The sequence below is a fragment of the Candidatus Nanopelagicus limnes genome (assembly GCF_002287885.2).
Taxonomy (GTDB): Bacteria; Actinomycetota; Actinomycetes; order Nanopelagicales; family Nanopelagicaceae; genus Nanopelagicus; species Nanopelagicus limnae.
Map to the genome: position 1 here is coordinate 293,776 of NZ_CP016768.2, position 23,089 is coordinate 316,864.

Here is a 23,089-nt window from a genome sequence, read left to right on the forward strand (position 1 = left end):
TTGTGCCAGAGTTAATCCGCCCTTCAACGGTATTGCCCGCTAATCGCAGCGCAATAACCATAAAAACAAGCGATGGGCTTAATTTAATTGGTGAGCTCACTACCCCTTTGAGTGAAATAACTGGCTCACTTTTAATGCTCCATCCCAACCCGTCAGGTGGGGGAATGATGGATTCTCATATATATAAAAAGGCAGCCAACCGATTACCTGCCATGGCTGGAATTCAAATAATTAGATTTAACACCAGGGGAACTGTTAGTGAAGCAGGAAAAAGTGATGGTGAGTATGACCATGGCAAAGGTGAAAAGTTAGATGTCCTAGCAGCCCTTGATTACTGTTTTGAGCAATTAAAGATAAAAGATTTATATGTAATTGGCTGGTCCTTTGGCACAGAGCTTGCATTGCAATATGCAAGGGATAAAAGAATTAAAGAGTTAATCCTGCTAAGCCCGCCAATGCTATCTACCACGCAAGATGATCTAGATTTTTGGATTAAAGATGGCAGAGTTATTACCGCACTTATCCCAGAGTTAGATGATTACTTAAAACCGGAGGCAGCAAAGCTTAAGTTTTCAAAGGTAAAAAACTTAAAGCAGATTGATGTGACAGGCGCCAAACATCTGTGGGTAGGGGAGCCAATGGTTCATCTAGTGTTAAGTGAGATTGTTAAAGTTATTGCGCCAAGCAGATTGCCACTACCGCAAGAGATTTAAGCTTGATCAGCTCTTGGAAACACAACCTCATCTAATATAAGAAGTACTGCTGCTGCAATTGGAACAGCTAATAAGCCACCTACTAAGCCAAGCAGGGAGGCACCAAGTAAGGCAGCGATAATTGTTACTAGCCCTGGAATTGCTAAAGACTTTCGCATAATCCTTGGCGTGATTACATAATTTTCAATCTGAACATAAAGAATATAAGCGCCAAGTGCAATTGCAGCTGTTGTAAGTGAATCGGTAAGTGACACAACAGTCACAATCGACATTCCAATGAAGTGGCCTACTAATGGAATAAAGCCACAGATTAAAACCACCATTGCAAGTGGTCCTGGGTATGGCATGCCAACAATTAATCCCATAATTAAAATGAAGGTGGCAGCAAGGGCGGCAATAATTGCTTGTCCGCCAACAAAGGAGCCGATTCTTCCAACAATGGCATTGGTTAATTTAGAGACTCGATCCCGCCTTGTTGCTGGCACGAACCTGAGACCAATATTTATTACCTGTGGCAGAGAGGCAAGGAAGTAAAGGGTTAGCACAAGAATAGTAATTGTTGAAACCAGCCCTGAAACCACAGCCTTTCCAACTCCAATTACCCCACCAAAGGCGGTGATCGCAAATTGGCCATCTTTAATTAGTGAATCAATTTTGGTTTGCAGTGAGTCAATTACTCCATACTTATTATTTAGATCATTAATAAGGGCGTTGTTGTTTAAATCTTTAATTAAGGCTGGTGCGTTATCAAGTAGTTGATTTCCTTGATCAATTAGCGGTGGCACTGCGATTGCGATAAAGGCTGCGACAAAGAGTAAAACAGATGCCATGACTGCGCCCACTGATGCCCCACGGTTTAGCCCACGTTTTTGGAAAAACATTACTGCTGGATTTAAACCAGCTGCTAGGAAGATAGAGATAATAATTAGTATAAACACGGCGCTTGCTGAGGCCAGTGCTTGCAACATGGTTAGCGCAAGGAGTGCGCCAATAGTGACCATAAAGCCAAAGTAGAAAGGGTGGGAGGTATTTACCGGTTTACCTGCTGTACCAAAATCTTCATTGGCAACTTTGCTCACTTTGCGCCTTAGTAATTTTGAAGTGATCTTTGGTTTAGTAAATCTAGCCATAGGTGAATTTTATCTTGCTTTTCACATCACCACAGACCGATTAATGAGCAGGGATTGGTTTAAATACGAGAGAATAAGCCTATGAGTGGATTACGTATCAAAGGATTAGGGGAGGAGATTGCAACCTTAGCTAACCTGCCTTGGGATAAAGGACTTGAGGGATGGCCTGAGGATGAGGTGCTAACTGGCATGCGTGGTATCTCTCGCCACGTTGTTAGGTTAATCAGATCAAATCCCAGCAAAAGTAATAGCCAAATATTTGCAGTTAAAGAGACAGTACCGGAGTTTGCAAATCGTGAGTACTCATTACTTAGAGATTTAAATCAAAAAACAGCGCCTTGTGTTGAACCAGTTGCAGTTATTGAGGGAAGAGTTGATGGCGATGGCAATGAGTTGCCGGCCGCTTTGGTAACAAAGTATCTGCCTTACTCACTTCCTTATCGGGTGATCTTAAGTGGATCTGTTACGCCAACTGAGATATTAAATATGGCAAATGCGCTCGCGTTACTCTTAGTAAGACTTCACCTACTTGGTTTTTGGTGGGGAGATTGCTCCCTTTCAAATACATTATTTAGAAGAGATGCCAATGATTTTGCCGCCTACCTAGTGGACGCGGAAACTGGTGAGTTTCAAAGATCATTAAGTGATGGTCAGCGTGAGCATGATTTAGAGCTTGCTCACTTTAATGTGGCAGCAGAGCTTGAGGATTTAGCAATTGCAGGAGTCTTATCAAATGATATTAATCCGGTTAGAGCATCCGATGGTGTTATAAAGAGGTATCGAAGATTGTGGAAGATGTTAAAGGAGCCACAGATATTAGATTCATCAGATCGCCAAGCGGTGGAGCGGGCAATGCGAAGTTTGCAAGATCTTGGCTTTGCCGTTGAAGAGGTTGAGGTAACAACAACTGGGGATAAAGGATCAATAAAATTTCAACCAAAGTTGGTTGCAGCTAGATACCATGCAAATCGCTTAGAGGAGTTAATGGGATTACAAGCAGAGGAGTTGCAAGCAAAGCGATTACTTGCCTCCTATGATCGATATAAAGCACGTGAGTTCCCTCCTGCCACACCACACGCTGTAGTTGTTAAGCAATGGTTATCTGATGTATTTAAAAGAGTAGTCAACCAAGTACCGGAGGAGTTAAAGGGAAGAGTGGAACAAGCCCAGCTTTTCCATGAGGTATTAGAGAATCGTTGGTATCTAGGTGAGAAATTAGGTAGAGATGTTGGGCTAGATTTTGCCACTGCCGACTACATTGAAAAGGTATTGCCATACCGAATGGATTCAGGGGTTGTAATTAAAAAATGAGTAGCAATAAACCGCTTCCTGGGATGGGTAGTGCCAATTTTGGTAATGCCTTTGATCTTTCAACCTTAAAAAAACCAACGGGGGAGGCGGTAACACCAACCCATGGCAAGGCGGTAACACAGGAGAATTTAGTATCTGATTTTGTTGCTAAATCAAAAGAGTCAGTAGTTATCTTGCTGGCTTGGTCTTCAAGGAGTGCGCAAGCGAAGGAGATACTTGAAACTCTTGGAAAACTTGAGATTGCAGATAAGAATGCCTGGCTACTTGGCGTAGTAGATGTTGATGCCCAGCCACAAGTTGCCCAAGTGCTGCAGATAAAGTCAGTACCAGTTGCAATTGCAATTATTGGTGAGCAACTACTTCCCCTATTTGAATCAGTTCCTCCAGCGGATCAAGTGCGATTAGTAATTAATAAATTACTAGAGCTCGCTGCTCAAAAAGGTGTGGGTAGCGCCCCTGAGGGTCCAACTGAGATTCCAATGGAGGCTGAAGAGGTTGCTGCATATGCTGCGATGGAAAAAGGTGATTACAAAGCAGCAAAGCTTTCATATGAGGCATGGCTTAAACGAAAACCAAATGAGCAGGTTGCAGTAGTTGGTTTAGCCCAGGTTAATTTGATGCTTCGTATTGATGGCTTAGATCCTGTACTAACTTTGAAAAATGCAAAAGCTGATGATGTAACAAGCCAGATGATGTGTGCTGATATTGAGATTGCAACTGGAAATTATGAGGCAGCCTTTGAGCGATTACTAAATGCAGTTAGAGGTATGGCTGGGGAAGATCGGGATAAGGCAAAGGCGCATTTAATTACACTGTTCAATTTGGTAGATCCAACCGATCCAAGGTTGGTTAAAGCACGTGGTCAGTTAGCAAGTGCACTCTTTTGAAAAACTTTGAAAAAACTAATTACTCAAGGGCGGAAAAGCGTTACTTAAGTATCATCTTTTTTCTCTTTGGTATCTCCATCATGTCACTTGCTCCAAGAACGCCAGATCTTAAAGCCAACTTAGATATCAACAATGGCGCCTTTGGCACACTCCTTGGCGCATCATCAATTGGATCAATCATTATGTTGTTAATTGGCGGACAAATTGTTCATGCAATTGGTTCAAAACGAGCTCTACAGATCGGCTCAACTGGGGTGGCGGTTATGTTTACTGCTTTAGTTCACACCAGCTCACCGATTTTATTTCTATTTTTAAATATCTTGGCGGGTGCTTCAATTTCGATTTATCACATTGCATCCAGCGGTCACTCACTTCACCGGCAAGATGAGGTGGGCTCAGTTATCGTGCCAAAACTACATGGCGCCTGGGCAGTTGGGGCGATGAGTACAGCTGCAATAGCTTTTTTAATCTCTGATTATGTTTCAATCACCTGGCATATCACTATCTTGATGTTCATTGTTTGGCTTATTACCCAATTTTGTATCGCCAAGTTATCAAACACCTTTCCAGCAAACCTTGAAGCAGATGATGCTTATCAAACTGGTTCAATAAAGCAATTTAAGTTTAAAGTTAATTGGTTTTTAAGTTTAGGGTTTTTCTGCGCCTCAATAATGGAGTTCACCATTGCAGACTGGGCAACCTTATTTGGCAAAGAGGAATTAAATATGAGCTCATCAATTGCCACCTTGTCATATTTAGTTTATTTAATTGGTCTTATCATTGGCAGATTCTCAATTGGCTGGGCGTTAAATCATCAATCTGAAAGGTTTTGGATTAAAACAGGCGGCGCAGTAGGCGGCGCCGGATTTATCTCAATGATCCTACTTTCTTCTCTTTTAGTTGATAGCAATAAAACAATTGCATATCTAATTGCCTTTCTTGGATTTTTCTTAGCCGGTTTGGGCTCATCAGCCCTTGCGCCAGTATTTTTCTCAATAGCAGGACGGCTTTCAAATGGGCGAAATGCAATTGCAGTTGCGCAATTAAGTTTTGTTAATACATTTATTATCTTTATTTCAAAAACAATTTTGGCGTGGATAGTTGAGTTAACTTCAATTACTACTGCGCTACTTTTTGCATCGGTGATGATGTTGGCTCTGCTTTATTTTGGAAAGGTCGGCTCGCCTGTACGCGCCGGTAGGTTGTGAGAGCACTTAGAGCTGGCCTAGACAGTGAATAACAAAACTGTTATTTACGCGTGAAATATCAAACCTATTTGGCAATTTTTAAGCCCAGATAATGAGATTCACAGCAAAATCCAACTAGTCAAAATCACCCCAAACCTCTACCCTTGCCCAACAACATTATGGACATAAGTCCCTGGTGTCGAAAACCTAGGAAAGGTATACCTCTTAATGAAGAAAAATCCTGCAAAGGTAGCGATTGTTGCTATTGCAGCTGCAGCTGTTAGCTTGACACTAGTATCAAGCTCATCATCTGCTGCTACAACTCTGTATATTTCTTCAGATCTTCCAAAACAAGGTGGATCTGCTGATCAGAGTGAATCAACAAACAAAGCTATCAAGTTGCTATTAAAGCAACGCAATAACAAAGCTGGCAAGTTCACAATCAAGTTCCGCGAGTATGACAACTCAACAGCCGCTAAAGGCTCTTGGGATGATGCTCAGTGTGCAAAGAACGCACAAGCACACGTAGCAGCTCGTGACGAAGTTGCGGTAATGGGTACATATAACTCAGGTTGCGCAAAAATTATTGTGCCAATCTTGAACCAAGATCCTAAGGGTCCAATGGTGATGGTATCTAACGCAAACACAAACCCAGGTCTTACAAAGGCATGGGATCCAGGCGAGCCTGGCAAGTATTATCCAACCGGAAAGCGCAACTACTACCGTGTTGTAACAACTGATGATAACCAAGGTGCAGCAGCTGCACAGTTCGCTAAAGAACAAGGTGTTAAGAAGGTTTACGTTCTTAACGATCGTCAAACATACGGACAAGGTGTTGCAAAGTCATTCACAACAAATGCTAAGAAGCTAGGACTAACTGTTCTATCAACTGGCGATGCTGGTGAAGGCTGGGATGACAAGGCTTCAAACTACGAAGCACTATTCACAAAGATCAAGGCACTTTCACCTGACATGGTTTATGTTGGCGGAATCTTTGATCTAAACGGTGGACAATTAGTTAAGGACAAGGTTAAGTACCTTGGATCTAACACCGCTGTTAAATTCATGATGCCAGACGGTTTCACTGGATACCCAGACTTCTTGGCTCTGCCAGAAGCAGATGGTGCTTACCTTTCATTTACTGGTCTTTCAATTGATCAGTTCCCTAAGGGTGGAGTAGCAGAACAATTCCAGGATGAATACCTATTAACTTACGGTGAGGCTCCAACAAGCTCATTCTCTGTTTACGGTGCAGCGGCTGCTCAAGTAATCCTTGATGCAATCTCTCGCTCAAACGGAACACGTAAGGACATCTTCGAGAAGATGAAGACTGTAAGTATTCCTGCAAATAAGTCAGTTGTAGGAACAGCACTTAAGTTCGATAAGAACGGTGATATCTTGTCAAAGGACATCACAATTCTGATCGTTAAGACTAAGGCTGAGACCTTCGTAAAGAAGATTACAGTTAAGTAATACCAGTTATATAAGGTATAGATTTGGGTGGCTGCCTTCGGGTGGCCACCCAAATCCTTGGTAAGTAAGGTTTGTGCCATTACGCAAGTGAGCAATACTGTTGTATCTTTTCCACCTAAGCTTTTGAATACCTAAGCCCCTAACCGGGTGAATGAAGGAAATGGAGTTACCTTGGCCAAAGTAGTTGAAGCAAAGAAATTTAGCGGCACTCCTGGTCAGATCCGCCAACAAAGAGTTGAAAGAATTGGCGCGATATCAATTAGCGCATTGGCTGCTGTATGGATGCTAGTCAACTTAATTAAGGCCCCTGAACAATTTGCACAGGTTGCTATCTCAGGATTACGTAACGGCTTGATCTATGCATTGATCGCCCTTGGTTACACACTTGTTTATGGAATTATTGAATTAATTAACTTTGCTCACGGAGATCTCTTCATGCTTAGCGCAGTTTTCTCCTCCTTCTTTATTACCTATTGGATGGGCGCTGATCAGTCCAATGGATATGGATGGTTTGCCTTCGGCCTATGTCTAATTGCAGTGATGGTTTTTGGCGCTGTTATAAATGTATTAATTGAACGTTTAGCTTATCGAAGATTACGTCACGCACCACGTCTTGCACCTCTGATCACAGCTGTTGGTATGTCATTTCTACTTAACTTCATTGGTCTAAAGTGGAATGGTTCCACCCCACGCCAGTGGCCAACTGTGATTCCTAGCGGTGATATCTATATCGGTGAGATCAGAATTAGCATGATTACTATCTGGCTATTCCTAGTTGGATTCCCACTATTACTTGCTCTTAATTACTTGGTGACAAATACCAAGCAAGGCAAGGCGATGCGTGCAACCTCCCAGGATCGTGATGCTTCAACACTTATGGGAATTAATGTTAATAAGACAATTGCCTTCACCTTCGCTTTAGGTGGTGCGATGGCAGGAGCTGCCGGACTTTTGTATCAGCAATCTATTGGAACAACTAGCTACAACCTAGGCTTCCAACTTGGCTTAATCGCATTTACATCCGCCGTACTTGGTGGAATTGGAAATCTATGGGGCGCTGTTGTTGGCGGTCTTCTGATTGGTTTAATCCAAGGATTAAATGATGGTCTTCCAATTGCATTTGGTCAGGCTTGGTCACAATCTGTGGTCTTCACAATCCTGATTATTATCTTGGTGTTTAAGCCAGCTGGCTTACTTGGTAAAGCTGTAACGGAAAAGGTCTAAGCCATGGCTAAAACATCAGTCGCAAATAATGTAACTAGATCAAACCGTAAGTGGATTATTGGTTACTCAATAACTGGATTCATTCTATTTATCACTTATCAATTCTTAATTCCTTGGGAAGGTCTACCTCTAGGAATTTATGATGCGGTTTATCGATGGATGCCACCATCAGCTATAAATGAATCACTGGTCTATGTGATTATGGCGCTGGGATTAAATATTGTTGTTGGTTATGCCGGATTGCTAGATCTTGGTTATGTGGCTTTCTGGGCAATTGGTGGATATTGCGCCGGTTGGTTTATGTCAGAGTTTTTCTACTTCTTAAACATTAACTTCTTTGGCTCAGTACCTGCAGAGGCTCCTGGAATTCACATCAACTTCTGGATGGTTTTATTACTGGGTGGATTTATCTGTGCATTCTTTGGCGTATTAATTGGTGCACCAACTCTTCGTTTAAAGAGTGATTACCTAGCGCTAGTAACTCTTGGCTTTGGTGAAATTATCCCGCAGGTATTTTTCAATGGTGAAAACTTCTTTGGCTTTAACATTTCCAATGGAACAAAGGGAATTGTGGGCGTTGACCCAATTCCAGTTGGTGTTAAAGATCTTGGACCATTTGACTTTGGTTGGAAGTTGTTAATCTTCCTACTACTTACTGCAATTATGGTTTTCGTTTCACTTCGTCTGCGTAAAGGTCGTCTGGGTCGTGCTTGGCTTGCTATCCGTGAGGATGAGTTAGCCGCTTCAATGATGGGTGTGCCATTGATGCGTACCAAGCTTGCTTCATATGCAGTTGGTGCTTTTGCTGGCGGTCTTGGTGGTGTGGCATTTGCTACCCACGTAAATGGTGTTTATGCAGAGCGATTTAACTTCACTATCTCTATCTTCTTACTCGCCATGGTAGTTCTTGGCGGAATGGGAAATGTTTGGGGAGTAATCCTTGGCGCATTTATTCTCTCTTGGGTAAATGGCAATGGCTTAACTGCCTTTGGTCAGCTCTATAACGAACAGTTTGGTACTGAGGTTGATTTCGCCTCCTTCACCTTCTTACTCTTTGGCCTCGTACTAATTTTGATGATGCTATTTAAGCGAGAGGGCTTACTACCTGAATCTCGTTTGAAGTTAATGCTTCATGAAGATGAGCTAGATGATGAAGATGCATCCACTTCAAAGAAGAAAGTGGGTAAGTAATCCCATGGCTAATGTATTAGAAGCACAAAATATCTCAGTTCAATTTGGTGGATTACTAGCGGTCAACAATGTAACCTTTAATATTCCAAACAAATCTATTGTTTCTTTAATTGGTCCAAATGGTGCTGGTAAGACAACCTTCTTTAACGTCTTAACTGGTCTTTATAAGCCATCAGCAGGAAAGATTGTTTATGGTGGAAAAGAGATTACAGATCTGCCACCACATAAGATTGCAGAGATTGGTATTGCTCGAACCTTCCAAAATATTCGCCTATTTGGTTTGATGACTGCGCAAGAGAACTTACTTGTTGCAATGCACTCACACTTAAAGGCTGGTATTACCTCAACAATTCTTAGAACTCCTAAGCAACGCAAAGAGGAGCGCGAAGCAGAGGCAAAAGCACAGGAGATCCTAGATTTCGCAGGTGTTGGTAAGTGGACACATGAGTTTGCAAGAAATCTTTCCTACGGTGATCAACGCCGTCTTGAGGTTGCAAGAGCACTTGCTCTAAATCCAAAGGTGTTACTACTTGATGAGCCAACTGCTGGAATGAATGCCCAGGAGTCACAGGTGTTTATTGATTTCATCAACAAATTAGTTTCAGAGCGTGATATCGCAGTTATGTTAATTGAACATGACATGAAGGTAGTTATGGCGCTTTCACAACGAATCACCGTGCTAGATCAAGGTGAGAAGATCGCTGAAGGATCCCCGGATGAGATTAAAAATAACCCTCGAGTTATTGAGGCATATCTTGGTAAGCCTAAGGGAGCTAGAAAATGAGTGCCATGTTAGAGGTTAAAAATATTCAAGTTGCCTACGGCAAAATCATTGCAGTTAAAGATATCTCTGTAACTGTTAATGAGGGTGAGATTGTTACCTTAATTGGTTCAAATGGTGCTGGTAAATCAACCACACTTCGCACCATCTCAGGATTAATCAAACCTAAATCTGGTGAGATTACATTTAATGGCAAGCGAATTGATGGCATGCCAGGTCATGACATTGTTAGCCTGGGAATTTGTCATTCACCAGAAGGTCGAAGAATTTTCCCTCGTATGACAGTTAAGGAAAATCTTGAGCTTGGCGCATTCCTTAGAAATGATAAGTCAGCAGTTAATGCTGACATGGAGCGCGTTTTAGATCTATTCCCACGTTTGAAAGAGCGTATTAAGCAAACTGCTGGAACTATGTCAGGTGGTGAGCAACAGATGCTCGCCGTAAGCCGGGCATTAATGGGTGATCCAAAGCTGTTACTACTAGATGAGCCATCAATGGGTCTTGCGCCAGTATTAGTGGAATTAATTTTTGACACTATTGTGAAGATTCGAAAGCAAGGAATTACTATCTTGCTAATTGAACAAAACGCTACCGCAGCTCTTGAGGTTGCAGATCGTGCTTATGTTCTTGAATCTGGCAAAGTAAAGATGAGTGGCAGTGCTAAAGAGCTAAGCGCTGATGACAAGGTAACAAAGGCTTATTTAGGTCACTAAGGCTTTTTTCTTACCCTGCTTTAACCCATTACCGTTCCGCTAGTTAAATTCCTGGCGCGCTTTCTAGAAAATGTACCTAAATTAATCGCGCTTTTACTCTTTGTGCATTGATAAACCACTGCCTGATTATCATGATCAGCACCCTTTTCAACCTGATTTATTAAGTGGGCCATGATTAAGCCCGCGCCCGGTGCGTTTTTAAATTGATTACCGCTCGTTCCAATTGCCACATAGAACCCTGGCACATCAGTCTTGTCATAGATTGGCGTCCAATCAGATGAGACATCATAAACACCAACCACACCAACTGGAGTAGAAGGAATTTGAGCTGCTGGAAATCTTCTAGCAAATCGATATGTTTGAGATTCAAAAACTTCAACAGTTCTTGTCATGTTTACTTCATCAACTTTGTCTGGCTCAACCCACTCTAAAACATCACACTCAGGCTCTGTGCCACCAACTAAGGTAATTCCACCAGGGCCACTTCTTACATAGGTGCCAAGATCTAAATCTCCCATGATGGGACCGGGCAAAATATCCTTTGGTGTTGATATTTGATGCACCTCAGCACGTAATGGTTTTAACTCCATGGTGAAATCACTACCAGCACCTGCCATTTGATTTATCAAAGTCGACCAAGGCCCTGCCACATTAACAACTACATCAGCATTAATTACTTCACTACCAGTATCAAGCACCTTCTTACTTTGGGAATCAAAATCACCTAACCGAACCCCACTCACTCTGCCATCCTTTTTTTCAATACCAACTACAACTTTTCTAAATTTAAAATTTACTCCTTCACGCTTTGCTGCGGCTGCAAAGTTTTGCGCAGCAAGGAGAGGATCAGAGACATAGCCGCCATGTTTAGAAAATATGGCGCCTAGCTCCTCCGTCGCCTCATTGAAGAACTCATCTGATTTAACTGGTTTGTTTGGCCAATACCTGCCAGCATCAATGCCAACCATTCGTTTCTTTAAAGTATTTGAATCCCAGATCTCATATGGAATACCGGCCCGATCAAAGAGGGCCATAGTTTTATCATTAGATAGAACTGGCACATCAAGCATCACATAACCACGATCTTCTAAATGCGCGTAGTGATCTTGGGAGTTACTTAATGGATTACTTGAATATGAGTTTGTGCCATCAATTAACTCTTTAAATTCTTTCCAAAGAAAATAGGACTCCCAAGAGAGTGCAACTGCGTCAAAGGTTGAGTAATTAAATCTAACTACCGCACTTGACGCACTAGTTGAACCCATGCCAGCAGCTGAGTTTCGCTCCACCACCGTCACATCATGGCCAAGTCGTTTTAGTTGTAATGCAAGGGATGAGCCAATGACACCTGCGCCAATTACCACTGCATGCATGATGTTAAGTTATCGAAGATGTGGCAAATGTCAATTACTAAGGTTGAAAATAAGAGCGAAATATAGTTTTTTTGAGCCAAGTGATAGATTAAGAGATGTGATGATGCAAGCAGGGGATCTATTTAAAAAAGCACTAAAAGAGGAAGCCCCATTGCAGATCGTTGGTGTTATAAATGCCAACCACGCACTGCTCGCTGAACAATCAGGATATAAAGCAATCTATCTATCTGGTGGTGGGGTTGCAGCTGGTTCTTTGGGTGTGCCAGATCTTGGTATTACAGAATTAGAGGATGTATTAACTGATGTTAGAAGAATTGTTAATGTAACTAAGCTTCCACTTTTAGTAGATATTGATACTGGTTTTGGTCCATCTGCCTTTAATATCGCAAGAACTATTACCTCACTAATTGCAGCAGGAGCAGCAGCTGCTCATATTGAAGATCAAGTTGGCGCTAAAAGATGTGGGCATCGGCCAAATAAAGAGTTAGTTTCAAAGCAGGAGATGGTTGATCGAATTAGCGCAGCAGTATCTGCCAAAGGTGATAACTCCTTTGTGATTATGGCAAGAACTGACGCCCTCGCTGCTGAGGGAGTGGACACTGCCCTTGATCGCGCAAAGGCTTATGTGAAGGCTGGGGCGCAAATGTTATTTGTTGAAGCAGTAGATGATTTAAAGATCTATCAAAGATTTGCTGATGAGGTTAATGTGCCAATCCTTGCAAATATCACTGAGTTTGGTTTAACCCCAATGTTTACAACCAAAGAGTTAAAAGAAGCCAAGGTTTCAATGGCGCTTTATCCACTATCTGCCTTTAGAGCGATGAATAAGGCAGCCCTTGAGGTTTATCAAAGTATTAAAGCTAATGGCACCCAAAAAGATTTAATCGATAAGATGCAGACAAGGGATGAGTTATATAAGAGTATTAATTACTATGAGTATGAAAAATCCTTAGATAGATTCAACAAATAGTTAACTAATGAGTGAGGTTAGAGTAAAAAAATCAGTTGCACTCTCAGGAGTTGTTGCAGGAGATACCCAACTTTCAACAGTTGGACAATCAGGGAATGATCTTCACTACCGTGGGTATGAGATAAATGATCTAGCTCAAAATTGTGAGTTTGAAGAGGTTGCCTACCTAATTCTTTATGGATCTTTACCTACAAAGACGCAATTAGCAGATTACAAGGCGCAGTTATCAAAGCTGCGTGATCTGCCAAATGAAGTTAAGACCATTCTAGAAAACCTTCCTAAAAGCGCCCACCCAATGGATGTGGTTAGAACTGCCACATCAGCCATGGCAAGCTTTTATCCAGAGGATGAAAAACATGACGCACAAAGCGCTCTGCTTGCTGCAAATCGGTTAATTGCAGCCTCACCTTCTGCTCTTTTGTACTGGTATCACTTCTCCCACTTTGGCAAAAAGATCACGCTAAGTACTGATGCTGAAGGGGTTGCAGAGCACTTCTTGCAATTGTTCTTACAAGAAAAGCCAAAGCAATCTTGGGTAAAGGCAATGCAAGCATCTTTAATCTTGTATGCAGAGCATGAGTTCAATGCCTCAACCTTTACCGCCCGAGTTATTGCAGGTACTGGATCAGATATTTACTCATCCATAACAGGTGCCATCGGAGCATTACGAGGACCAAAACATGGTGGTGCTAATGAGGTCGCTCTTGAAATTCAACAACGTTACAAATCAGCTGATGAGGCAGAGAGTGATATCAAGAAAAGATTAGCTATCAAAGAGGTTGTTATTGGCTTTGGTCATCCGGTCTACACAATCTCAGATCCAAGAAATCCAATAATTAAAGCTATTGCTAAATCAATCTCTACTGAAAATAATGACTTAAAGTTATTTGATGTAGCGCAGCGAATTGAATCTGTGATGATGAGTGAGAAGAAGATGTTTGCCAATCTTGATTGGTTTTCAGCTGTTGCCTACCACCAGATGGGTATTCCAATTAACTTCTTTACGCCAATCTTTATCTTTGCTCGCCTAACGGGGTGGAGTGGTCATGTGATCGAGCAGCGAATAGATAATAAGATAATTAGACCAGCTGCTAATTACACAGGTGAAGCAAACCGAGCATTTGTCCCAATTGAAAAGCGTGGGTGAGTAGATGAGTTCAAACTTCACAAAATCTAATACTCCCTATGATCAAGAGATCATAGATATCGCAGATTATGTTTTAAATTATGAGATTAAATCCCCACTTGCATATGAGACCGCTTGGCATTGTTTTATCGACACAATTGGTTGCGGATTAGAAGCACTTGAATATGAAGCCTGCACCAAATTACTTGGACCTGTAGTTGAAGGATTAAAGATTGAAAATGGTGCAAGGGTCCCAGGAACCTCTTTTCAATTAGACCCGGTAACAGCTGCCTTTAACATCGGAGCAGCAATCAGATGGCTTGATTACAACGACACCTGGCTAGCTGCTGAGTGGGGACACCCGTCAGATAATTTAGGGGCAATTCTTGCAGTTGCTGATTGGCTAAACCGTAATCCAAAGTTTGCTACAAAGAGTGATTTCACAATGCGTGACTTGTTTACCGCAATGATTAAAGCCCATGAAATACAGGGCTGTATTGCACTTGAAAACTCATTTAATAAGGTTGGTATTGATCATGTGGTCTTGGTGAAGGTGGCCTCAACTGCAGTTGTTGCGCAGATGATGGGATTAAGTAGGGATCAAATACTTGCTGCACTCTCACTTGCTTGGGTGGATGGTCAATCACTTAGAACTTATCGCCACTTTCCAAATGCTGGATCTAGAAAATCTTGGGCGGCAGGGGATGCCACATCCCGCGCAGTTCGTCTTGCATTAATTGCTAGAGCAGGTGAGATGGGTTATCCAACAGCGCTAAGTGCAAAAACTTGGGGCTTTTATGATTCATCCTTTAGAGGGAATAAATGTGTATTTCAGCGCCCCTACACAGAGTATGTGATGGAGAATATTTTATTTAAGATTTCATACCCTGCAGAGTTTCACGCCCAAACCGCAGTTGAGGCAGCGATGATTTTAAATAAAAAGTTAGCATCCCTTGGAAAAACATCAGATGATATTGCCAGCGTTTCAATAAGAACTCATGAAGCATGTATTCGAATTATTGATAAAAAAGGTGAGCTAAAAAATCCAGCAGATCGTGATCACACCATTCAATATATGGTGGCAATTCCATTGATCTTTGGCAGATTAACTGCTCGTGATTATGAAGATGATGTTGCATCAGATCCAAGAATTGATGCACTTCGTGCCAAGATTAATTGCACAGAAGATAAAAGCTTTTCAGCTGATTATCATGATCCAAAAAAGCGATCTATTGCCAATGCAATGACAATTACTTTAAGTGATGGAACAGTGCTTGATGAGGTTGTAGTTGAGTATCCGGTGGGCCATAAGCGCAGACGCGAAGAAGGAATTCCACTTCTGAAAGAGAAGTATCAAACAAATCTTGCACGTATTTTTGATGCATCCCAAAAGGCAAAGATTGAAGAGCTGACTCTTAATTACGAGAAATTATCTGCTGCTCGAGTTGATGCGGTTATGGATCTTTTCACTAAGAAATAGATCTAATTCCTTAGTACCTATTTAATAGTTTCTCTATTTTTTACCCTTGGCAGTTTTAGGTTTTTTCTTGGCGACTACACTTTTTGCCTTACCTACTTTGACACTCTTTGCCTTGATTGCAGTTGCTGCTTGCTGCCCACGAATCTTTGCCAAAACTTCATCAGATGCGAGATCGAACTTAGATCTACGTTTCCTTCTAGCCAAGTAAGCATAAATTGCTGCAACGGCTGTAACTGTAAAGATAAATACTGGGATGGAGGTTGAGATAAATCCAATCTTAATATCTGAATTTAACAGATCTAGTGCTTGGCTATTTTCTAAATTTCTTACCTCTTCATCAATTGCATTAATCGCATCTTTTGCAGCAGCAACTGATGTTTTACTCCAGTCCGATAACTTCTTAAGTGCTAGAACCTGATTATTTCTTGAAGAAGCATTCTCATACTCAAACTTAGTATTAGATTTTGCTGAATCATACGCTAGCTCTTTCTCTCTAAACCTGTCAGTGACCCCAGCAAGTTTATTTGCCGCTTTGGTAAATGAATCAACTGCTTTAACTTTTGCAGCACTTGCTGACTTTAATTCAGTTTTGGCTGAGGCCAATTTTGACGTCAGGTTTTCTAATTTAGCTTTGAGAGAATTGCGCTCATCTTGTTTGCTCTGAAATACTTGTTTTGCCTTAAGGAGTGCTTCACGTGCTGCAGCGGCATCTTTAGTGGCTCGATCAGCTAGCACCTTATCTTTATTGGCTTGATTTTGCGCATTTTGATAGGCCTCTTTAATTTTATTTAGGGCAGAGGTTGCATTTGAATCAGGGATCAAGTCTTCTTGGTTAGAATTCAACTCAAGCTCTATATCTTTTGCAACTAGATTATTTGAATTGGTGGCTTGTAGTAAGGCTTTATAAGCCATCTCTGCATTTTTCTTACTAGCCTCTGCTGCGCTGATTGCGGATTGAGCAACCTTGTTTAGTGAATCATATTTTGTAGTTAACTCTTTGTAGTTTACTTCTAGTCCTTTTATTTCACTTTCAATTTTAGTTAATTGAGTTTTAGTAGATTCAATCTCATTTTCAAGTTGAACAACCCTGTATTGCGCATTTCCAAAGGCTGTAATCGCTTCCTTCTGATTATCAGCAGCAACCTTTAAGCTCTTTCCTAGAGCCAATAACTCATTTTTAGCAAGGTTTAAATCAGCAAGAGCTATGTTTTCTTCCTTCTTTAATGCAGCAAGTGCTTTGTTTGATTTGGCTGCTTCAGAGATTGCTGATTCATATGCTGAATTTATGCTTTTAGATGATGTGTTTAAACTCTTATCAGTTTTTTCTGCTGTGTCCTTAATCTTTTCAACCAGTTTTTTAACTGTGGACTTATCTTTTGCAATTTGATTTCGAGCAGCTTTTCGCTTTGCTTCCTCTTTTGCGATTGCCTCTGCTGCTGCGCGATCTGCTGCAGCTTTTGCTCTTGCCGCCGCTTCCTCTGCTGCTATTTTTTCAGCTGCTGCTTTTTCTTCAGCAGCTTTTGCTTCCGCCGCTAATCGGGCAGCCTCTTGTGCTTGTATTTCTAATTCTCGTGCACGATTTGCGGCCTCTTGTGCGGCTCTTGCTTCTGCGGAGGTAACGCTTGCACTCGGTGCGTTATTTGAAGATCCAGAAGAGGTGCGAGCAGCAAGGGCTGCTGCAGCGGCTGCTTCTTCTCTTGCTCTAACTGCAGCAGCAGCTGTCGTTGATGCGAGATCTGCAGCAGCAGCTGAAGCTGCAGCAGTGTTAGACGCAGTACTAGATGCAGCTGCCACATTTTGGAATGCTGCAAGTGCTTGGCTCGCCAAGCTTGCAGAGTTACCACTGTCGGAAGTAATGCTTGCCAAGGTTGATGAGGCACTTTCCATTGATGCAGCAGAGTTACTTGCCACAGTTTCGGCCGCAGCCTTACGAGCAAGGTCAGCTTCAGCTGCTGCTTTTTCAGCTGCTGCAGTTAAAGCAAGCGCTTCTTTGGCCTTAATCGCATTTTCTAAACGGGTGCGTTCTGCAGCTGCTGCAGCAGCGGCATTATCTGCAGCTGTTCTAGCTTGAGCGGCGGCAATGAAAAGTGCTTGAGCAGCATCTGCGATAGCTTTCTTTTCAGCCAATGCAACATCAGCTAATCTCTTGGCTTCACGGGCTTCTGCAGCTGCAGCACTATCTCGATCAGAGATTACCTTTGCGGCAAGGTATGCAGCGCGAAGTGAAGCTAATTCATCTGCAGTTACAAATACTGGCGTAGTGTTACTTTGAATTTTTAGATTACTTTGAGGTAAGAATTCAGTGAGTAATTCACTTTTCTTAATAGTCACAGATTGTGTGCCTATTAGTGAATCTGCCATTCTAAGTGAGACAGATCCACCGGCAGCCAAGTAAGCATCTAATGCATTTGTAGTTGCACTTGCACTTGCCCTTGCTTCAGCCTCTTTGGCAATTCTTAATGCTTCCTTTTCTGCAATTGCCCGATCTAGAGCAATTCTCTCTGCCGCAAAGGCTGCTGCAGCTGCATCGGCTAATCTTTTTTTCTCAACTGCAATAACTCTTTGCCTTTCAGACTCAGCTCTAGCCTCTTCAATTTCGCGAGCAATTCGCTCCTGTGCTGCTGCAAGTGCTGCTTGCGCAGCAACAATTGCTCGCTGTGCTGCGGCCTGCTCTTCAATTTTTCTGGTTAATTCTGCATCGGCTAAACGTTTGGCAGTTGCAGCCAAATCGGCAACTCTTCTTGCCTCCGCAGCAGAAGCAGCAGCTTCAGCTGCAGCGGCTGCTAAATTTCCTTGTCTAATTTTTTCAGCAAGTGCGTCCGCCGCAGCTTTATCCGCCGCAGCTTTAACAGCAGCAGCCGCCGCAGCTTCACGTTGTGCTGCAGCCTCTGCCGCAGCTCTTGCAGCAGCAGCATCTTGGGCAGCTCTAGCAGCAGCAGCTGTAGCTTCACGTTCTGCTGCAGCTTGCGCAGCAGCAGCTTGCTCGGCTGCAACTACTGGACTTAAACAATCTGGAAGATCTGGTGGGTATGCAGCTTCACCTTGGCAAATAGCAGCGTTAGCAGTTGTAACGGGAAGTTGGGAAAAGGGAAGTGAAAGCACAACAGTGGCAATGACTGCCAGATATTTACGCTTCACAGATTCCACCATTCATGACTGCCTTTTTTAACATTTGTCTTTGATCGAAAGTTTGGTTTCTAGCACAAGAGGTTGATCAACAAAGGAAATCTTACCGACTCCGCCACTGAAATTAGCCAGCAGTTCTTCACTAGCACCTGGTGCTAGGTCAACATCTGCTACATAAATAGGTCTTTTGCGTTCTACCGACGCACCACCTAAATCTGCTGTTCGGTTTTCCCGCGATACGCTGATAAGACGGGCATTCGTAGGACCGTAAATGAAAACTTTAAATCGGTGGGCACCTGTTACTAATGAGGCAGGTTTTCCTTTATCAGCCCGAGTTAATACATAGGGTGATAGCCCAACCCCAGTCTTTAAAGTATTTGTCACTCTAATACGAACCTGAGTCTGCCTATCCTTTTCGCAAGATTTACTCTCAATTTCAACTGAGCGATCTAGGTAGTAATCAAGTTTGCCGGCATCAATATTTTGAATCACAGTCCGAAATTCGTTATTTCCCTCAAGCGACATAAATCCACCGAGCCGTGTTTCGCTGAGCTTTTTCTGAGCGCTCTCATCAGTTGAATAAAACAAAATCCTATTAGCAACAATTCCGTCACGGATTGCTTGGGCCATCTTTAACTTTGAGTACTCACCAGAGTTCAAAAGTTTGACTGTGGCATTCATGATATCTACTAGATACTGTTTACGGGCCTTGTTATCCTTTTCAAATCTCTTGTAAGCATCCTTTAAGGTGCCCGCTACCAAATTCTCTGAGGTTATTTTCTCACCAGAATTTAAGGTAATTGGACCAGTAGATCGCAGAATATAACTTAAAGCTGTTGGGTCAATTGCAATTACGCCATTAAGTGATTGACCAAACTCTTTTTTCCACAGTGCAAGCCAAATTTCGGCACCATAAGGAAAGTGTGGAGAAAGATTGGAGTTTTGTAAGATGGCGGGATTCTCACCATAAAGCCTTTTATACTCATCGGGCATATCTATTGGAATCTTTTCAAGAGATGATCCATACAAAGGCTCATTTGATCCAGTCGCAATTACTTTTAGTGAACCTTTTTTAAACTCCACAATTGCATAAGCCCCCAAGATCCCACCGGTACCACGCGCTTCTGCGCTATTTTGAAATGCGATTAAGTATCGCTTTGGCTTATCAGTTCCGGCAAGTATTGGCCCAGTAGAGACTGCTGCGGTGATCTCATTTTTAATATTAGAAAAATTCAAGCCAAATAGTGAGCTAATCTGTTTTGAAATTGGTAGATCAATAATTGAAAAGACTCTATTTATATCTGAGTTCAACGAATCTGCTGAAGTAATCGCGCTCTGTTCTGAGTAATCACTCTTAACAACTTTTATATAACCTCTGGCATGGCCAACTGCAGGTATTGAAACCGCTAATAAGAGTAGGAGCCAAATTAGAGGCAGAGTAAGAAGTGCCCATAAGTACTTAACCTTTAACAAGAGATCACTCCAAATTCATCAGCCATATAAGAGGCTAAGTATGAGTCAGGAAGACGTCTGGCGCGTGAATGGCGCGGTGCGGTAACAATCACAATTGGAATTTGATTGGCATGAGCAGCTAACGCGTTTCGCCAAGTGGGTGAGATGAAGAATTTTTCTGGAAAATCTACCTCTCTAATATGAGTCAATATTTGATTAGATGTAGTTGGTGGAAAACCGCTTGTAGATAAATGATCGATATCAAAGAAAACTCTCTCTAAAGAAAGCTCCTCTATCTCATCAGATAAGGGGGCACGTAAGTCGGCATCGATCAAAGTTGCTCCAAGTGTTGTTCTTTCAAATTGGGCGTTTGTTAAGGCCATTGATAAATCAGTTACACCATGTGGAATTACAGCATGGATTTTGTGGGTATGAGCAAAGCCCTTCTTATCAATTACTGCCCGCAGTGTTAACGCCCCAACCTTGCCTAGCTCTCTTGCCATCGCATCGGTAGAAAGTCCTTCTGGATCAACTGGAATAAAATCCTTATCAGAGATTATCTCTTCATAACTTCGCAAATCTCCAAGGTAGCCAAGAGTGCGAATGATTTCACCTTGCTCATTATCGGCAGTTATTACTAAATCAGCTGTCAAGATTGCAGATAGATCATCCTCTTTGGCAGTTGAACTTAACTTTGTTATTGGAACACCCCAAGATTTAGCAATTGCTATAACTGAGTCCAGTATTGGTGTTCCTAAGTGCGCACTTACGCCAGTTGAGGTGATTTGATCATCTGGAAAGTTTGCTTCTAAGACTGCTTGGGCGAAAGGGGATCGAGCCTGATTCATTCGGCAGACAGTCACAATACGCATGGCATAAGGTTACTGCGTGGGAGTCAAAGACAAAAACATCCGAAAGCGAGATCTCTTCGCGATCGTATTGATAATTTACCTAATTGCGCTACTTACATTCACATTTTTCCCAAGACCAATCCTTGAATCTGGTAGTCCATCAGCAATTGCTGAGTATTTACAAACACATGCAAATTTTTTTTATAAGATTCTTTACGCAGATACTCATCTGGTTGCAATTGGAAATCTCTTTATGCTCACACCCTTTGTTTACTTAGCTAAGTTGGTATTTCCACAAGTAAAATTGATAAAACTTTTCTTACTTGGAGTATTTCTCTCCCTGACAATTGAGCTTTCCCAGCTATTTATCCCAGGCCGAGTTAGTGATCCAGTGGACTTTTTGGCCAACTCCGCAAGCGTGCTTTTGGGCATTTTTCTAGTTCGGTTATTACTACCAAAGCAGCCTCGTTAGCCATTTTGGGGTCAATTTGATGAGGCCCCTTTCTACGCAGGCCAATACGCTTAAGCCAGAAGTTAAACGGAGTTTTCTAATCTGAAACTGAGGTGATGAGATGGAGCTATTGCAGTACTGGCGCCTGATCATTCAAAATCGTTTAATAATTTCACTTTGCACTCTCGTTGGTTTTGTTGCAGCAATTGCAATCACATTTACAACCACACCTACTTATCAAGCAAAGTCTCAAATATTTGTTTCAACTCCTGCCTCAACAGTTGATATCTCAGCACTTGCTACTGGCTCCTCTTTCTCACAGCAACGAGTGAAGTCATACGCGCAGATTATTAACTCACCCCTAACTCTCGCCCCTGTTGTTAAGAAGTTAAATCTTTCAATCACCCCAGAAGAGTTAAGTGCGATGGTTTCAGCTTCGGCCCCTCTTGATACAGTTTTAATTGTCTTAACCGTTACCGATACTGATCCACAACGGGCAGCAGATATTGCAAACGCTGTTGCTAAGCAGTTTGGTGTAACAGTTGCTAAATTAGAGTTACAAGGAATTGGAAGTGATTCACCAGTTAAGGTTTCAACAGTTTTAAATGCCGTACCTGCCAGCTCACCTGCCTCACCTAAGAAAGCAATCAATCTAGCTCTTGGATTACTTCTTGGCTTTGGTCTTGGAATTGGTTTAGCTTCCCTTCGCAGACTTCTAGATAACACAATTAAGAATGAAGATGACCTACAAGGAACTCCATTACTTGCTGCAATCGGTTTTGATATCTTGGCTGATGAGAAGCCATTGGTTACCCAAATTGGACGCTACGCAGCACGTACAGAAGCATTTCGTACTTTGCGTACCAATTTACAATTCTTAAGCCCAGATGCTCACCCACAAGTAATTGTTTTCACCTCAGCTCTTCCAGGTGAGGGTAAGTCAACTAGTGCAATAAACTTAGCTATCTCACTCGCCCAAGCTGGGGCTAAAACGATTCTGGTTGAAGCTGATCTTCGCCGTCCAAAGATTCCGGTGTACTTAGAGTTTTCAAATATGGCTGAGGGGTTAAGTGAGTTAATCAGCGGCCAAAAGAAGATGACATCAGTAATGCTTAAGAAATTAATTCGCAAAAATGATTCTGGCCTTAATGTACTTTTGTCAGGAAAGGTTCCACCAAATCCATCAGAGTTACTAGGCTCTGCAAAATTTGATGAACTTATCAAGATGTTACGTAAGCAGTATGAGTATGTAATTATTGATTGCCCACCATTACTTCCTGTGACGGACGCGGCGATTGTGGCAGCAAAGGCAGATGGCGCTGTACTGGTTATCCATGCAGGTGTTACTAAGAAGCCTCACTTCATTGGCTCACGAGATGCTATGACTGCTGTTGGTTCCACAATTCTAGGAGTTGTATTAAATAAGATTCCTGAAGCTTCCCTTGAGTATGAGTACGGCTATCGTTACGGATACCCACGTTATTACGGCGCTCACTACCGTCCATACGCCAATCGCGCTGATGCTCAGAACTACGCACCAAGTGCGCAGGATTTAGCTCGCCTTGATCTTGAAGAAAGCCTTGAACACATTAAGGGCAAGCGATTTAAAGCAGAGTTACTACGTCAATCTCGCAGCAAGAAGTAATCTCA

At 42.2% G+C, this 23,089-nt stretch carries 19 protein-coding genes; 14 read left to right on the plus strand and 5 right to left on the minus strand.

Going from position 1 to position 23,089, the window contains the following annotated elements; genetic code table 11:
• Positions 1-2: 2 nt before the first annotated feature.
• Positions 3-713, plus strand: a complete 711-nt coding sequence (locus B1s21122_RS01510) for an alpha/beta hydrolase (protein WP_095680972.1) — start codon at positions 3-5, stop codon at positions 711-713.
• On the opposite strand, the gene B1s21122_RS01515 is transcribed toward B1s21122_RS01510, so the two are convergent.
• Positions 710-1,843 carry an AI-2E family transporter gene (locus B1s21122_RS01515; protein ID WP_095680971.1) on the minus strand — a complete coding sequence of 378 codons (1,134 nt, stop codon included), beginning with the start codon at positions 1,841-1,843 and terminating at the stop codon, positions 710-712. The genes B1s21122_RS01510 and B1s21122_RS01515 overlap by 4 nt on opposite strands.
• Before the next feature lie 81 nt (positions 1,844-1,924).
• Here B1s21122_RS01515 and B1s21122_RS01520 point away from each other — a divergent pair, with 81 nt between their 5' ends.
• The 8 genes from B1s21122_RS01520 to B1s21122_RS01555 all read left to right on the plus strand — a co-directional run bounded on the left by B1s21122_RS01520 (position 1,925) and on the right by B1s21122_RS01555 (position 10,610).
• Positions 1,925-3,154: a DUF4032 domain-containing protein gene (locus tag B1s21122_RS01520; protein WP_095680970.1), complete on the plus strand. Its 1,230-nt coding sequence runs from the start codon at positions 1,925-1,927 to the stop codon at positions 3,152-3,154.
• Complete coding sequence (locus B1s21122_RS01525; RefSeq protein ID WP_095680969.1) at positions 3,151-4,041, plus strand: co-chaperone YbbN; 891 nt, start codon at positions 3,151-3,153, stop codon at positions 4,039-4,041. Before B1s21122_RS01520 ends, B1s21122_RS01525 begins: the two co-directional genes overlap by 4 nt.
• Complete coding sequence (locus B1s21122_RS01530; protein ID WP_095680968.1) at positions 4,038-5,249, plus strand: MFS transporter; 1,212 nt, start codon at positions 4,038-4,040, stop codon at positions 5,247-5,249. Before B1s21122_RS01525 ends, B1s21122_RS01530 begins: the two co-directional genes overlap by 4 nt.
• A 207-nt stretch (positions 5,250-5,456) precedes the next feature.
• Entirely contained in the window at positions 5,457-6,701 is a 1,245-nt protein-coding gene (locus B1s21122_RS01535; protein ID WP_095680967.1) for a branched-chain amino acid ABC transporter substrate-binding protein, read from the plus strand.
• Between the two features lie 147 nt (positions 6,702-6,848).
• Entirely contained in the window at positions 6,849-7,925 is a 1,077-nt protein-coding gene (locus B1s21122_RS01540; RefSeq protein ID WP_223299074.1) for a branched-chain amino acid ABC transporter permease, read from the plus strand.
• 3 nt (positions 7,926-7,928) lie between these two features.
• Positions 7,929-9,116 (plus strand): branched-chain amino acid ABC transporter permease, encoded by a 1,188-nt coding sequence (locus B1s21122_RS01545; protein ID WP_095680966.1) that lies wholly within the window; start codon positions 7,929-7,931, stop codon positions 9,114-9,116.
• Between the two features lie 4 nt (positions 9,117-9,120).
• Positions 9,121-9,900 carry an ABC transporter ATP-binding protein gene (locus B1s21122_RS01550; protein WP_095680965.1) on the plus strand — a complete coding sequence of 260 codons (780 nt, stop codon included), beginning with the start codon at positions 9,121-9,123 and terminating at the stop codon, positions 9,898-9,900.
• Positions 9,897-10,610, plus strand: a complete 714-nt coding sequence (locus tag B1s21122_RS01555) for an ABC transporter ATP-binding protein (protein WP_095680964.1) — start codon at positions 9,897-9,899, stop codon at positions 10,608-10,610. The genes B1s21122_RS01550 and B1s21122_RS01555 overlap by 4 nt, the downstream gene beginning before the upstream one ends.
• Positions 10,611-10,630: 20 nt before the next feature.
• On the opposite strand, the gene B1s21122_RS01560 is transcribed toward B1s21122_RS01555, so the two are convergent.
• Complete coding sequence (locus B1s21122_RS01560) at positions 10,631-11,983, minus strand: NAD(P)/FAD-dependent oxidoreductase (protein ID WP_095680963.1); 1,353 nt, start codon at positions 11,981-11,983, stop codon at positions 10,631-10,633.
• Positions 11,984-12,083: 100 nt separating this feature from the next.
• On the opposite strand from B1s21122_RS01560, the gene prpB reads away from it, so the two are divergent.
• From prpB to B1s21122_RS01575, 3 genes are read left to right on the plus strand one after another with little or no spacing between them, the layout of a single operon-like run.
• Positions 12,084-12,953 (plus strand): methylisocitrate lyase, encoded by an 870-nt coding sequence (gene prpB / locus B1s21122_RS01565; RefSeq protein WP_095681252.1) that lies wholly within the window; start codon positions 12,084-12,086, stop codon positions 12,951-12,953.
• A 7-nt stretch (positions 12,954-12,960) separates the two neighbouring features.
• A complete protein-coding gene (gene prpC, locus B1s21122_RS01570; protein WP_095680962.1) occupies positions 12,961-14,100 on the plus strand; it encodes a bifunctional 2-methylcitrate synthase/citrate synthase in 1,140 nt (379 codons plus the stop codon).
• 4 nt (positions 14,101-14,104) lie between these two features.
• On the plus strand, positions 14,105-15,559 hold the full coding sequence (locus tag B1s21122_RS01575; RefSeq protein ID WP_095680961.1) for a bifunctional 2-methylcitrate dehydratase/aconitate hydratase: 1,455 nt from the start codon (positions 14,105-14,107) through the stop codon (positions 15,557-15,559).
• A 33-nt stretch (positions 15,560-15,592) separates the two neighbouring features.
• Here the strand turns inward: B1s21122_RS01575 and B1s21122_RS01580 are convergent, their stop codons facing one another.
• From B1s21122_RS01580 to B1s21122_RS01590, 3 genes are read right to left on the minus strand one after another with little or no spacing between them, the layout of a single operon-like run.
• Positions 15,593-18,697, minus strand: a complete 3,105-nt coding sequence (locus B1s21122_RS01580; RefSeq protein WP_150131925.1) for a coiled-coil domain-containing protein — start codon at positions 18,695-18,697, stop codon at positions 15,593-15,595.
• 27 nt (positions 18,698-18,724) lie between these two features.
• Positions 18,725-20,158, minus strand: coding sequence for a DUF4012 domain-containing protein (locus B1s21122_RS01585; protein ID WP_095680959.1), 1,434 nt, complete (start codon positions 20,156-20,158; stop codon positions 18,725-18,727).
• A complete protein-coding gene (locus tag B1s21122_RS01590) occupies positions 20,152-21,009 on the minus strand; it encodes an arsenate reductase/protein-tyrosine-phosphatase family protein (RefSeq protein WP_095680958.1) in 858 nt (285 codons plus the stop codon). Before B1s21122_RS01590 ends, B1s21122_RS01585 begins: the two co-directional genes overlap by 7 nt.
• A 16-nt stretch (positions 21,010-21,025) precedes the next feature.
• Here B1s21122_RS01590 and B1s21122_RS01595 point away from each other — a divergent pair, with 16 nt between their 5' ends.
• Both B1s21122_RS01595 and B1s21122_RS01600 read left to right on the plus strand, forming a co-directional pair.
• Positions 21,026-21,460, plus strand: coding sequence for a VanZ family protein (locus B1s21122_RS01595; RefSeq protein ID WP_095680957.1), 435 nt, complete (start codon positions 21,026-21,028; stop codon positions 21,458-21,460).
• Positions 21,461-21,560: 100 nt separating this feature from the next.
• Complete coding sequence (locus tag B1s21122_RS01600) at positions 21,561-23,084, plus strand: tyrosine-protein kinase domain-containing protein (protein WP_095680956.1); 1,524 nt, start codon at positions 21,561-21,563, stop codon at positions 23,082-23,084.
• The last annotated feature ends 5 nt before the right edge of the window (positions 23,085-23,089 follow it).